This is a genomic window from Paracoccus sp. BR5-17 (assembly GCF_055693925.1).
The window spans coordinates 510,328-523,330 of record NZ_JBVFUV010000003.1 but is presented as its reverse complement, the minus strand read 5'-3'; the positions used below and the strand labels follow the sequence as shown (position 1 = coordinate 523,330).

14 protein-coding genes are annotated in these 13,003 nt (G+C 70.2%); 4 read left to right on the top strand and 10 right to left on the bottom strand.

The window, feature by feature from the left end; genetic code table 11:
• Positions 1-73: 73 nt before the first annotated feature.
• A complete protein-coding gene (locus tag ACZ1HC_RS03855) occupies positions 74-1,438 on the top strand; it encodes an aminotransferase (protein WP_472698837.1) in 1,365 nt (454 codons plus the stop codon).
• A 24-nt stretch (positions 1,439-1,462) separates the two neighbouring features.
• Here the strand turns inward: ACZ1HC_RS03855 and ACZ1HC_RS03850 are convergent, their stop codons facing one another.
• The 3 genes from ACZ1HC_RS03850 to ubiA form a co-directional block, all read right to left on the bottom strand.
• Positions 1,463-1,771: a hypothetical protein gene (locus ACZ1HC_RS03850; RefSeq protein ID WP_472698836.1), complete on the bottom strand. Its 309-nt coding sequence runs from the start codon at positions 1,769-1,771 to the stop codon at positions 1,463-1,465.
• An 85-nt stretch (positions 1,772-1,856) separates the two neighbouring features.
• On the bottom strand, positions 1,857-3,959 hold the full coding sequence (locus tag ACZ1HC_RS03845; protein WP_472698835.1) for an OmpA family protein: 2,103 nt from the start codon (positions 3,957-3,959) through the stop codon (positions 1,857-1,859).
• A gap of 61 nt (positions 3,960-4,020) precedes the next feature.
• Positions 4,021-4,959 (bottom strand): 4-hydroxybenzoate octaprenyltransferase, encoded by a 939-nt coding sequence (ubiA, locus tag ACZ1HC_RS03840; protein ID WP_472700775.1) that lies wholly within the window; start codon positions 4,957-4,959, stop codon positions 4,021-4,023.
• A 13-nt stretch (positions 4,960-4,972) separates the two neighbouring features.
• Here ubiA and ACZ1HC_RS03835 point away from each other — a divergent pair, with 13 nt between their 5' ends.
• Positions 4,973-5,692, top strand: coding sequence for a 16S rRNA (uracil(1498)-N(3))-methyltransferase (locus ACZ1HC_RS03835; protein ID WP_472698834.1), 720 nt, complete (start codon positions 4,973-4,975; stop codon positions 5,690-5,692).
• 188 nt (positions 5,693-5,880) lie between these two features.
• Positions 5,881-6,075 (top strand): DUF1127 domain-containing protein, encoded by a 195-nt coding sequence (locus tag ACZ1HC_RS03830; protein WP_472698833.1) that lies wholly within the window; start codon positions 5,881-5,883, stop codon positions 6,073-6,075.
• Positions 6,076-6,141: 66 nt separating this feature from the next.
• On the opposite strand, the gene ACZ1HC_RS03825 is transcribed toward ACZ1HC_RS03830, so the two are convergent.
• From ACZ1HC_RS03825 to fsa, 7 genes are all read right to left on the bottom strand, one after another.
• Entirely contained in the window at positions 6,142-6,393 is a 252-nt protein-coding gene (locus ACZ1HC_RS03825; protein WP_472698832.1) for a DUF982 domain-containing protein, read from the bottom strand.
• 98 nt (positions 6,394-6,491) lie between these two features.
• Positions 6,492-6,698, bottom strand: coding sequence for a cold-shock protein (locus tag ACZ1HC_RS03820; protein WP_103172357.1), 207 nt, complete (start codon positions 6,696-6,698; stop codon positions 6,492-6,494).
• Between the two features lie 168 nt (positions 6,699-6,866).
• Entirely contained in the window at positions 6,867-7,739 is an 873-nt protein-coding gene (locus tag ACZ1HC_RS03815; RefSeq protein WP_472698831.1) for a 50S ribosomal protein L11 methyltransferase, read from the bottom strand.
• Positions 7,739-8,314 (bottom strand): peptide-methionine (S)-S-oxide reductase MsrA, encoded by a 576-nt coding sequence (msrA, locus tag ACZ1HC_RS03810; protein ID WP_472698830.1) that lies wholly within the window; start codon positions 8,312-8,314, stop codon positions 7,739-7,741. The genes ACZ1HC_RS03815 and msrA overlap by 1 nt, the downstream gene beginning before the upstream one ends.
• A 57-nt stretch (positions 8,315-8,371) precedes the next feature.
• On the bottom strand, positions 8,372-9,301 hold the full coding sequence (locus ACZ1HC_RS03805) for a tyrosine recombinase XerC (RefSeq protein ID WP_472698829.1): 930 nt from the start codon (positions 9,299-9,301) through the stop codon (positions 8,372-8,374).
• Positions 9,298-9,993, bottom strand: a complete 696-nt coding sequence (locus ACZ1HC_RS03800; RefSeq protein ID WP_472698828.1) for a DUF484 family protein — start codon at positions 9,991-9,993, stop codon at positions 9,298-9,300. Before ACZ1HC_RS03800 ends, ACZ1HC_RS03805 begins: the two co-directional genes overlap by 4 nt.
• Positions 9,994-10,010: 17 nt before the next feature.
• Entirely contained in the window at positions 10,011-10,667 is a 657-nt protein-coding gene (gene fsa / locus ACZ1HC_RS03795) for a fructose-6-phosphate aldolase (RefSeq protein ID WP_472698827.1), read from the bottom strand.
• Positions 10,668-10,790: 123 nt separating this feature from the next.
• Here fsa and ACZ1HC_RS03790 point away from each other — a divergent pair, with 123 nt between their 5' ends.
• Positions 10,791-12,992, top strand: coding sequence for a primosomal protein N' (locus ACZ1HC_RS03790; RefSeq protein ID WP_472700774.1), 2,202 nt, complete (start codon positions 10,791-10,793; stop codon positions 12,990-12,992).
• Positions 12,993-13,003: the final 11 nt, after the last annotated feature.

The following is a 13,003-nucleotide window of genomic DNA, read 5'->3' as shown; positions in this document are numbered from 1 at the left end:
ATGGCGGGGCGGGGGCATTGAATGACCGAAGGCGCCCGGATAGCCTGCCCTCACACCGTCGATGGAGGCACCGATGAACAAACCGCAAAGCTGGGAAGCCCGCGCCGACGAATATTCGCTTTACGGCTTCACCGACCTGCCCAGCGTCGCCAGCCGCGGCGCCGTCGTGCTGACCCACGGCGAGGGGCCCTATGTCTTCGACGTGAACGGGCGGCGCTACCTGGACGCCAATTCCGGGCTGTGGAACATGGTCGCGGGCTTCGACCATCGCGGCCTGATCGAGGCCGCCAAGGCCCAGTACGACCGCTTCCCCGGATACCACGCCTTCTTCGGGCGGCTGTCCGACCAGACCGTGATGCTGTCCGAGAAGCTGGTCGAGGTCTCGCCCTTCGAGCGGGGCAAGGTCTTCTACACCAATTCGGGCTCCGAGGCGAACGATACCATGGTCAAGATGCTGTGGTTCCTGCACGCCAGCGAGGGCAACCCGCAGCGCCGCAAGATCCTGACCCGCTGGAACGCCTATCACGGCGTCACCGCGGTGTCGGCCTCGATGACCGGCAAGCCCTACAATTCCGTCTTCGGCCTGCCGCTGCCGGGCTTCATCCACCTGACCTGCCCGCATTACTGGCGCTACGGCGAAGCGGGCGAGACCGAGGAGCAGTTCACGGCCCGCCTCGCGCAGGAGCTGGAGGACACCATCCTGCGCGAAGGCGCCGACACCATCGCCGGCTTCTTTGCCGAACCCGTGCAGGGGGCGGGGGGCGTGATCCCGCCGTCGCAGGGCTATTTCCAGGCGGTGCTGCCGATCCTGCGGAAATACGCCATCCCGATGATCTCGGACGAGGTCATCACCGGCTTCGGCCGCACCGGCAACACCTGGGGCTGCCAGACCTACGGTTTCATGCCCGACGCGATCATCAGTTCCAAGAACCTGACGGCGGGCCTGTTCCCGATGGGCGCGGTGATCCTGGGGCCCGATCTGTCGGACCGGCTGCAGGCGGCGGTCGAGAGGATCGAGGAGTTCCCTCACGGCTTCACCGCATCGGGCCACCCGGTCGGCTGCGCCATCGCGCTGAAGGCCATCGACGTGGTGATGAACGAGGGGCTGGCCGAAAACGTCCGCCGGCTGGCCCCCCGGCTGGAAGCCGGCCTGCGCGCCATCATGGAGCGCAGCGACCACATCGGCGAATTGCGGGGCGTGGGGTTCATGTGGGCGCTGGAAGCGGTGCGCGACAAGGCCACCAGGACGCCGTTCGACAGCAGCCTGTCGGTCAGCGAACGCATCGCCAATGCCTGCACGGATCTGGGCCTGATCTGCCGCCCGCTGGGCCAGTCGATCGTGCTGTGCCCGCCCTTCATCCTGACCGAGGCGCAGATGGACGAGATCTTCGACAAGCTGGAACGGGCGCTGCAAAAGGTCTTTGCCGAGGTGGCCTGACGCGCCCCGTCCGCCGCCCCGGCCCTATCGCCGCGCCAGCTTGCGCTCGATGTAGTCGCGCAGTTCCTCGATCTCGGCGCGGCTTTCGCGCAGCCCCTCGACGGCGCCGTCCAGTTCCGCCTGGACTGCGGCCAGCCGGGCCTGGCGTTCCGCCAGCAGCGCGATGGCCTTGTCGCGTTCGCGTTCGGCCTGGCGCAGCCTGGTCTCGAGGTCGGAGAGATCGGCCTGACTGGGCCGCGTCAGCCGGCCGATCAGCCAGCTTGCGAACCAGCCCAGCACGAAGACGCCGAACAGGACGATCGTGGTGATGGTGACGAATTCCGTGCGGGTCATGCGGTCCGGGTCATCCTGGGTCAGTCGGCGGGGGCCGCGGCATCGTCCGGGCGGGGCGAGGGGCGCGGCGTGTCGGGCGTGGGCGTCAGGACCGGCAGCCTAAGGCTTTCCTCGCGGTCGTCCAGCGTCTGGAACACCTCGCTGGCGCCGACGATGGCCGGGGCCATCGGGCCAATGCCGGCCTGCGGCATCGGCGGGCCGAACATCTGCGGCCGCGCGCCGAGCGTGGCCGGTGCGGGCGGGCCGAAAGCCTGGGGCAGCGCGGGCCCGATCGGATCGGCGGGGGCAGGGGGATCGCCGCCGCCGGCTGGGGGCTCGGCTCGGCGGTGACGCCCGACAGGGTGACGGGCGCCGGGACGGGCTGGTTGCGGACCGGGTGTTCCGACAGCAGCCGGAACTCGATCCGGCGGTTTTCCTCGCGGCCTTCCTCGGTGTCGTTGGGGGCGATGGGCTGGCTTTCGCCATAGCCGCGGGCGGTCATGTTGGTCACGTCGATGCCGGCATCGGCCATCGCCGCCAGCAGGGCCTGCGCCCGGCCGCGCGACAGGTCGGCGTTGAACCCCTCCGAGCCCTGCGCGTCGGTGTGCCCGCCGGCCTCGATCTGGAAGTCGGCGCATTCGGCCATCACCGAGGCCAGCCGTTCCAGCGTCGGCCCCGGGTCGCCGGCGATCGCGGCGTTCGAGGGCTCGAAGCCGATTTCGGCCTCCGACATCACGATGTTCAACCGGCGCACGCATTCCGCGCCGTCGGGCAGATCCAGCGACGGATCCAGCCGGCGATCATAGCGGATCGACAGCTGGTAGGACGCGCCGGGCCCCAGCCTGTCGGACAGCCGCGCCGCCACCGCCTCGGTCGCATTGGCATCGCCCGAGGTGCCGGTCAGCCGGATCAGGTCGGGCGTGACCTGGACGCTGCCCGATTGCAGCAGGTCAAGCGCCTCGATCGCGCCGACGACCCGCACGGTCCAGCCCTGGGGGACGCCGGGGTGGCGGTCCAGGTCGGCCTGGACGGTGGGAAAGCGCGCGCGGGCCAGGCTGTCCACGGTCTCGGCCAGCCGGTCGTCGCCGATCGCGCCGCGCATGGCCATCACCTGCAGGTCCGACAGCGTGGCCGTGAACTCGACCGGGCCGGGGGCGGTGTCGTCCACCGGCTGCTCCTGCGTGGCCTGCAGCGAAAAGACCGCCGGCAGCGCCCGCTGCAGCCGCGCGACGGCGGCCTCGAAGGCGGGCTTGCGGACCGAGGCGGGCGCGCTCAGCGCCACGTCGGCATCCGACAGGGTCACGGTGCCCTGGCCCAGTTGCGCCACGGTGTCGATCGCCGCGACCGCCGCTGCATCCCAGTCGGGCGAGGGCGAGCCGAGAGCCAGCGTGCAGGCCGGCACCGGATCCGCCCCCGCCGCCCGCGCGGCCGCCACGATCCGGTCGCGGCCCTCGGGGGTATCGGCGGCGCAGGCCTCGAACCGGGCGGCATCGGCGGTCTTGACGAAGCGCAGCGTGAAGGGCGCGATCACCGGGCGGGGGGCGGAAATGTCGGTGGCCAGCGTCACCCCCGGGGGCAGGGCCCCGCGCAGGTCCGATTCCAGCCGTCCCTTGTCGCCGTCGCTTTCGGCAATCGCCGCGACGGTGACGCTGCCCGGCCGGATCGAGATCTTGGCGCTTGGGGCCATCTGCGCGGCGCGAAGCCCGAACTGCAAGGCCGCGTCCCAGGCCGGGGGCACGGGGTAATCCGCGGTTTCCAGAAGGTCGGCGATCTGTGCCGCACCGGTTCCGGCGCGCAGCGCGCGCAGCACGTCCTGGCGGTCGGTGGTAGCGGGCACAAGCCCGATCAGCGAGATCCCCTCGTCGGTGCGCAGCAGTTCGACCTTGAAATCGGGCGGGGCCATCTCCTCGGCCGAGGCCAGCGTCATTCCGTCCACCACCCGGGCCGGGTCCACGACGCCGCCGGCCAGGGTCATGGCGCGGAAGCGTTCCAGTTCCGATGGCGCGGTCCCGGTCAGGCGCACCTGAAGCCCGTCGGTGCTGACGCGGACCCAATCCTGGCCCGTCAGCGCCTGCGCGACCTCGTGTTGCGACCGATCCTCGATATAGCGGGCGGCGGCTTCGGCCCCGAACCAGCAGGCCCCGCCCGCAAGGGACAGGACCACGATCGTTGCGAGGGGCGAGACAAGCCGCCTGCGGGATGATGCCATCGGGCATGACCTTGGGCTGTTTCCTGAACGCGCGGTGTAGCGGTCCCGGGGGGCCGCGCAATCAGACCAGCCCGGCCAAGGCAAGAAACAGCGCAAGGATCAGCCCCGCATCGCGGTTCGACCGGAACAGCCGCAGGCAGACATCCCCCTGATCGGGTTGGAAATTCCTCAGCTGCCAAGCCAGGTGCCCGGCGAATCCGGCCAGTCCCAGCCAGGCCATCAACTGATCGCGACCCGCCAGCCAGATCGCCGCGCCCAGCAGCAGCACCGTCAGCACCGCGAAGCCCGCCAGGATGCGCGGGCTGTTGCGGCCGAACAGCCGGGCGGTGGATTTCACGCCGATCAGGGCGTCGTCCTCGACATCCTGATGGGCATAGATGGTGTCGTAGAAGATGGTCCAGCTGATGCCAGCGACCCAGGCGACCACCGGCGCCGCGTCCAGCCGCCCCATATGCGCGGCATAGGCCAGCATCACCCCCCAGTTGAAGGCCAGGCCCAGAAAGACCTGGGGCCACCAGGTGAAGCGCTTGGCAAAGGGATAGACCGCCACAAGCGCCAGCGAGGCCACGCCCATCCAGATCGCCGCCCGGTCCAGCGTCAGCAGGATCACCAGGCCCGCAAGTCCCTGCGCCACCAGCCACAGCCCCGCGCCCCGCAGCGTCACCTGTCCCGACGGCAGCGGTCGCGACCGGGTGCGGGCCACCTTGGCGTCGATGTCGCGGTCGGTGATGTCGTTCCAGGTGCAGCCCGCGCCGCGCATCACCAGGGCGCCGATGCCGCAGGCGACTGCGATCCACAGATCCTCCCATCGCGGGGCATCGGCGATCATCGCCAGCCCGATCCCCCACCAGCAGGGCAGCAGCAGAAGCCAGGTGCCGATGGGCCGGTCTGCGCGGGACAGGCGCAGCCAGGGCCTCCAGCCCGAGGGGGCGGCGCTGTCCACCCAGTTGCCCCGGGGCGCGTCGATGACGGCGTCTGGTCTTTCCGTCCGGCTTTGCATAGCGTCTGGCCCCATGGCAAGGATCAGGCTGTTCATAGATCACCCCCTGGGCGCGGGACAAGCCGTCCCGCTGGACGCCGCGCAGGCGCATTACCTGTCGGGCGTCATGCGCCTGTCCCCCGGCGCGGTGATCGAACTGTTCAACGGCCGCGACGGCGCGTGGTCCGCGCGCATCACCGCGGCCTCCCGGCGCGGCGGATCGGCCGAGGTGCTGGAACAGACCGCGCCGCAGCGCGATCCCCCCGACCTGTGGCTGTGCTTCGCCCCCATCAAGAAGGCGCGCACCGACTTCATCGTGGAAAAGGCTGCCGAGATGGGCGCCGCGCGCATCCTGCCGGTGCAGACCGATCACACCAATTCGGAACGGATCCGCCAGGATCGCCTGCAGGCCCACGCCATCGAGGCCGCCGAGCAGTGCGGCGGCACCTTCGTGCCCCCGGTCGCGGATCTGGTGGCGCTGCCGCGGCTGCTGGAGGACTGGGATCCGGCCCGGCGGATCCTGTGGGCGGACGAGGCGATGGCCGGTCCCGCCGCCACCCTGGCAGGGCTGCCGCGCGGCCCCTGGGCCATCCTGATCGGCCCCGAAGGCGGCTTTTCCGGCGCCGAGCGCGCGCGCCTGTCGTCGCTGGACCATGTGTTCCCGATCAGCCTGGGGCCGCGGATCCTGCGCGCCGACACGGCTGCCGTCGCGGCACTGGCGCTGTGGCAGGCGGCGCTGGGGGACTGGGGATAGGGATGCTGCAATGCGGCATCCGCAGGGGCGAAAGCGTTAGCACAAGGCGGGCAAACGCTGGTCCAGCCTGAGGTTTCTGCATGGCAGCATTGCCCTTCCCGCGGCTACTCGTGCGGCGGTGCGGGCGCTATATCCCTGTTCATGAAGCCCATGCCCGATGGTCGGGCACTTCTGAAACAGGTGATGACATGACGACGATCGAACTGAACCGCAGCCATGCTGGCGGGATCGTTGGCCATGTTGCCGCGAGCCTTGTCGCGATGCTGTCCGCGTGGAACGATACCCGCGTGACCCGTCGCGAACTGAGCCGCCTGTCGGATCGCGAGCTGGACGATATCGGTCTGTGCCGCGGCGACATCGAGCGGATTGCCCGCGGCCTCTGAGCCAACCATCCCGGTCAAGACGAACGAACCCCCAATGCGATGCAGAGGGGGTTTTTTCCTGTCCTGTCAGTTCCGGACGGCGGCCTGGAAGCCCGCGCTCTCGGCGGCCTCGGCGAACGCCGTGCGGGCCGATCCGATGGAGGTCATGCAATGGGCAGCCGCATCCAGCATCTGCGCCGCGCGGCGGCGGTGCAGGTCGTCGATGGGCCATCTGCGCTCCAGCCAGTAGGCCGCGGTTTCGAGGGTGGTGAAGGTCTTCGTTTCGCCGTCGGGCGAGACGACGAAGGACAAGGGCTGGCCCCAGTTAATCTCGATCAAGTTGTCTCTTTCGGAAGGTCGTCCGACCCGCGCCTCTGCGTCCGGGATCGGGAAGGGGAGGCGGCCAGTGCCGCCGCCCGGATGATGCAAAGGCCGGTTCAGGCCAGGGCGAGGTTGGTCGCCGATTCACGACCGTCACGGCCGCGTTCCACGTCGAAGGTCACGGCCTGGCCGTCCTTGATTTCGCGGAGGCCGGCGCGTTCCACGGCCGAAATGTGAAGGAACACGTCCTTCGTGCCATGCTCGGGCTGAATGAAGCCGAAGCCTTTGGTTGCGTTGAACCATTTCACGGTGCCATTGGCCATCGTGAGATCTCCTGTCATGTATGCCACCCGCGAGATTGCGATGGCGCGGCCCAGTCGTCGCAAGAACATCTGAAGCCGTAAAGCAGACAGAAGGTCGAAGGAAGAACATCAGCCCCGTCAACTTAGCAGACCGCGCCGGGTTTTTCAAGGGCGAGCTTCGCGGATCTCTCAGCTCTGGCGGATCAGCGTCAGGGCCGACCAGTCCGCCAGATCGTCGCGGCGGTCCAGAACGAAGCCGTTCTCGCCATAGACGCCCGTCACCTCATCGGCCTGGGTCACCAGGATGCCCGACAGGATGACGCGGCCTTCGGGGGCGACCATCGTGGCCATCTGCGGCGCCAGGTCGATCAGCGGCTGCTTGAGGATATTGGCCAGAACCAGATCGTAGGGGGCGTTGTCTTCCAGCATCTGGTGGCCGAAGCCCGCCGCCTCCACGCAGATCACCCGGCCGTCCAGGCCGTTGGCGATCACGTTGGCCGCCGCGGTGTCCACCGCCACGGCGTCGATGTCGCTGGCCAGCACCGTGACGGGCCACAGCCGCGCCGCGGCCATCGCCAGCACGCCGGTGCCGCAGCCGATATCGACGATACGGCGCGGCCGGAAGCCCTGCACCGCCAGCCGGTCAAGCGCCTCGAGGCAGCCCTTCGTGGTGCTGTGGTGCCCGGTGCCGAAGGCCATCGCCGCCTCGATCCACAGCGCCTCGACGCCTTCGGGAACCTTGTCGGCGTCGTGGCTGCCGTGGACGAAGAACCGCCCGGCCCGCACCGGGGTCAGTTCGCGCCTGACATGGGCGACCCAGTCCACGTCGGGCAGTTCGGACACGGCAAAGGGGTTGGCGCCGTGGACCGCGGCCAGCAGCGCCAGCGCGATCTCGTCGGGGGCCTCGGTGAAATAGACCCCGATCTCCCAGCGGCCGGAGCCGTCCTCGATCTCGAAGACGCCGGTGCCGACGGGCTCGGGCTCCAGATCCTCGCAGGCTTCGGCCAGGGCTTCGGCCGCCTCGCGGCCCTGCACATGGGTCAGCGCGGAATAGGTGGCCATCAGATCGGATCCGGGTTGGGCAACGAGGCCTCTACCCCCGTGCCTTGCAGCGCGCAGTGGCGGTCGGGGTTCTTCTCCAGATACTGCTGGTGCGCGTCATGCGCGGGCCAGAAGGGCCCCGGGCCGATGATCTGGGTGGTGATCTTGCCGAAGCCCGCCACCGCCAGGCGGTTGTCATAGTCGATCTTCGAGGCCTCGGCCGCGGAATACTGGCTGTCGTTGAAGGCCATGATGAGGCTGCGATACTGGCTGCCCACGTCGTCGCCCTGCCGGTCGCCCTGGGTCGGATCGTGATTTTCCCAGAACAGTTGCAGAAGGTGGTCGTAGCTGATCTTGGAACTGTCGAAGACGATCCGCACGACTTCGGCATGGCCGGTGGTGCCGGTCCTGACCTGGTCGTAGGTCGGGTTCTCGACCGTGCCGCCGGCAAAGCCCACCTGGGTCAGCCAGACGCCGTTCTGCTGCCAGAACAGCCGTTCAGCCCCCCAATAGCAGCCCATCCCGAAGATCGCCTGATCCATGCCCTGCGGAACGGGTTCGTCCATCGGCCGGTTGAAGATCGCGTGTGTGGTCATCGTCTCATCCTTCTGAACCTGGACGCTGAACGCGGCAGGGCGGGGCGGGGTTCGCGGTCAGCCGCGCGGATGGGCCGCCTGATAGACCGCCATCAGATGCGCGTCGTCCACGCCCGTATAGACCTGGGTGGTGGACAGGTTCGCATGGCCCAGCAGTTCCTGGATGGTGCGCAGGTCGCCCCCCGCCGCCAGCAGATGCGTGGCGAAGGAATGGCGCAGCGCATGGGGCGTGGCCGTGGGCGGCAGCCCCAGCGCGGCGCGCGCCCCCGCCATCGCCTGTTCGACCAGCGACATCGACAGCCGCCCGCCGCGCACGCCCCGAAACAGCGGCTGGTCGGGGACCAGCGGCCAGGGGCACTGGCGCAGATAGGCGGCCACCGCGTCCCGCGCCACCGGCAGGACCGGCACGCGCCGCTGCCGGCCGCCCTTGCCGGTGATGGTCAGGCTGTCGCGGAAGGGCCAGTCGGCGCCGTTCAGCGCCAGCGCCTCGGAGATGCGCAGCCCGCAGCCCCAGAGCATCGTCAGAACCGCCGCGTCGCGCGCCGCGACCCAGGGCGTGGCGTGGCCTGTGGCCACCATGTCCAGCGTGTCCTGCGCCTGGGACGGGCTCAGCGGCCGGGGCAGGGACCGGGTGTATCGGGGGCTGCGCGTGGCCAGGGCGGCGGACAGGTCGTGGCCCTCGCGGTCGGAAAGCCACCGCAGGAAGCTGCGCACCGCCGACTGGCGCCGGGCCAGGGACCGCGCGCCCAAGCCCCGCGCGCGTTCGGCGGCGGCAAAGGCGCGCATGTCGGTCTGGCGCAGCCCGGCCAGCGATTTCGGCGTGGCGGGCTGGCCGTGATGGCCGCCCAGGAAGGCCAGGAAGGCCAGAAGATCGCCCCGATAGGCGGTGATGGTATGGGCCGAGCGGTCCCGCGTCGCCGCCTCGACCTCCAGCCAGCGGGCTAGGCTGTCGGCCATCGCCGGGGCCAGCGCCAGGGGCGCGGTCATCCGCGCAGCCGCGACAGCAGCACCAGCCGGAACACCTGCGCGAAGAAGCGCAGCAGGTCGGTGCCGTGGGCGGGCATGAAGCGGGTCCTGTCGCCGCTGCCCATCAGCAGCATGGCGCGGGGCCGGCGCGCGCCCAGGTCGAGCGGGATCATCGCCTCGGAGGCGACGGCGCGGCCGTGCAGCGGCTGGGTGATGGGCGAGGCGGGGCGCAGAACGATGTCGTCGCCCCGCGGCGTGCGCCGCCCGGCCGCGATGATCCGGCCGATGGCGCCTTCGGGGACCACCACCGCGTCCTCGGGCAGGTTGGGGATGGCGGGATCGGGTTCGACCACCAGCCGCAGCGTCTCGATCCGCAGCAGCGGCGCGATGTCCGATTGCAGGCTGTCCACCAGTTCCGCCAGATCGGCGGTTTCCAGGATGCCGATCACGGCGCGGTGGATGACCGCGGTGCCCGACTGGTTGTCATAGGCTGCGGCGATCACGCTTTCGTGCTGGGTCTCAAGCCGGTCCAGCCGCGATTCCAGCGCCTCCATCGCGCGGCCGCGGATGTCGATGACGTTGTCGCCGATCTCGGCCTCGCGCGCGGCCACAAGGGCGCGCATCAGGTCGCGGTCGGCCAGGATGACTCCGGGATCGGCCAGCAGCCTGTCGCGCGTTTCCGGGTCCAGCCCCGCCTGCCGTTCCGCCGTCATGCCTGCCCCTTTGTGCGTTACCCGCCGATCTTCTGACCGGTCTTGGCCCAGTCGGCAGTGAACTGTTCAAGCCCCTTGTCCGTCAAGACATGTTTGGCCATCGACCTGATGACGGCGGGGGGTGCGGTAATCACGTCGGCGCCGATCTTGCCCACCTCGACGATGTGGTTCACCGACCGGATCGAGGCGGCGAGGATCTGGGTTTCATACCCATAGTTGTCGTAGATCTCGCGGATGTCGGCGATCAGGTCCACGCCGTCCAGACCGATGTCGTCCAGCCGCCCGACGAAGGGGCTGATGAAGGTCGCCCCGGCCTTGGCGGCCAGGATCGCCTGGGCGGCGGTGAAGCACAGCGTCACGTTGACCATGCGGCCTTCGTCGGCGAAGGTCCGGCAGGCCTTCAGCCCGTCCCAGGTCAGCGGCACCTTGATGGCGATGTTGGGCGCGATCTGCGCCAGGTGGCGGCCCTCGCGGATCATGTCCTCGGCCTTGTCGGCCACGACCTCGGCGCTGACGGGGCCGCTGACCATCTCGCAGATCTCGCGCGTGACCTCCTCGATGTTGCGGCCGGCCTTCAGGATCAGCGACGGATTGGTGGTCACGCCATCGACCATGCCCAGTTCGTTCAGTTCGCGGATGGCGTCCACATCGGCGGTATCAAGGAAGAATTTCATGGCCATGCTCCGGTCAGGCGGTTCGCCCGGGGTGATAGCGCAAAACCGCCCTGCCCGAAAGGGGCAGGCGGGTCTTGCAACGGCTGCGGGGCAGGGTTTTATCAGGGCGATGAAAAGCCCCCCCTGCCTTCCGCGCCCCGCTTCTTCGAGGGCCGCGCCCGGATCGCCGTCCTGACGGTCGAGCCGGTGGGCGTGCTGGATTACCTGGCGCCGGAAGGCGGCGTGGCGCTGGGACAGCTGGTGCTGGTTCCGCTGGGGCCGCGCCGGGTGCCGGGGCTGGTCTGGGGGCCGGGCCTGGGCGACTTCGACCTGGCCAGGCTGCGGCCCGTGGTCCGGGTGCTGGACGCCGAACCTTTCGATCCCCGCTTCCTGGACTTCCTGGCGCGCGCCGCCGACTATACCCTGACGCCGCTGCCGCTGATGCTGCGGATGGCGACGCGGGCGCCCGATCTGGACCAGCCTCCTGCCGCCCGCCGGGTGATCGTTCCGGGCGGCGCCCCTCCTGCCCGCATGACCGAGGCGCGCGCGCGCGTGCTGCAGGTGATGGCCGACCACGGCGGCGCCAGTTTCGCGCCGTCCGAACTGGGCGCACTGTCCGGCGTGGGCATGGCGGTGATCAAGGGCCTTGTCGCGGCGGGAGCCCTGGCCGAGGTTCAGGCCCCGCGCGACCTGCCCTATCCGCGCCTGGATCCGGCGCGGCCGGGCAAGCCGCTGGACGCGGACCAGCAGGCGGCGGCGGACAGCCTGCGCGCCGCCGTCCGGTCGGGCGGCTATGGCACCACGCTGCTGCGCGGGGTGACCGGGTCGGGCAAGACCGAGGTCTATCTGGAGGCCGTCGCCGAATGTCTGGCCCAAGGCCGGCAGGCGCTTGTGCTGCTGCCGGAAATCGCCCTCTCGGCCGAGTTCCTGGACCGGGTCGAGGCGCGCTTCGGCGCGCGGGCCGGCGAATGGCACAGCGGCATCACCCGCACGGAACGCCGCCGGCTGTGGCACATGGCCGGCCGGGGCGAGGTGGGGCTGGTCGTGGGCGCGCGATCCGCGCTGTTCCTGCCCTTCCGCGACCTGGGCCTGATCGTCGTCGATGAGGAACACGACAGCAGCTACAAGCAGGAGGATGTCGTCTATTACAGCGCCCGCGACATGGCGGTGCTGCGCGCCTCCATCAACGGGGCGCAGGTGGTGCTGGCATCGGCCACGCCGTCGCTGGAAAGCTGGGTCAACGCGGGCATGGGCAAGTACCGGCGGCTGGACCTGCGGTCGCGCTACGGGGCGGCCGAGCTGCCCGACATGGCCGCCATCGACCTGCGGGCCGAGGACATGGCGTCGGGCCGCTGGATCTCGCCCAGGCTGGCGGGGGCGGTCGAATCGCGGATCGCCCGGGGCGAACAGTCGCTGCTGTTCCTGAACCGGCGCGGCTTCGCGCCCGTCACCGTCTGCCGGGCCTGCGGCGAACAGATCGCCTGCCACCAGTGCGACGCGCGGATGGTGGAACACCGTTTCCAGAACCGGCTGGTCTGCCACCAGTGCGGCGAGACCCGGCCGATCCCGCTGGCCTGCCCCTCCTGCAAGGTCGAGGGCAAGCTGGTCCCCATCGGCCCCGGCGTCGAACGCATCGCCGAGGAGGTCGCCGCCCGCTTCCCCGACGCCAAGGCCACGGTGCTGTCCTCGGACCTGTTCCAGTCCGCCCGCGCGCTGAAGGAGACCATCGCCGACATCGCCAACGGCGATACGCAGATCATCATCGGCACGCAGATCGTCGCCAAGGGCCACAATTTTCCGCGCCTGTCGCTGGTGGGGGTGATCGACGCGGATTTGGGCCTGCAGGGCGCCGACCTGCGGGCGGCGGAACGGTCGTTCCAGTTGATGCGGCAGGTGGCCGGACGGGCCGGGCGGATGTCGGGCGCGGCCCCCGGCGTGGCGCTGTTGCAGACCCACCAGCCCGACCATCCGGTGATCCGCGCCATCCTGTCGGGCGAGGACGAGGCCTTCTGGAACGCCGAGGCCGCCGGTCGCCAGGCCACCGGGATGCCGCCTTTCGGCCGGCTGGCGGGGATCATCCTGTCCCATCCCGATCTGGGCGTGGTCAGCGACTTCGCCCGCCACCTGGCCGCCCATGCCGCGCCGCTGGAACAGGCGGGCGCGCAGCTCTGGGGTCCGGCGCCGGCGCCGATCGCGCGCATCCGGGGCCGCCACCGGATGCGGATGCTGGTCCACGCGCCCCGGCAGGCGCCGGTGCAGACAGCCATCGCCGACTGGCTGGCCCCGCACAAGCCGCCCGCAAACCTGCGGCTGTCGGTGGACATCGACCCGCAAAGCTTTCTGTAGCCTTCGCCCGC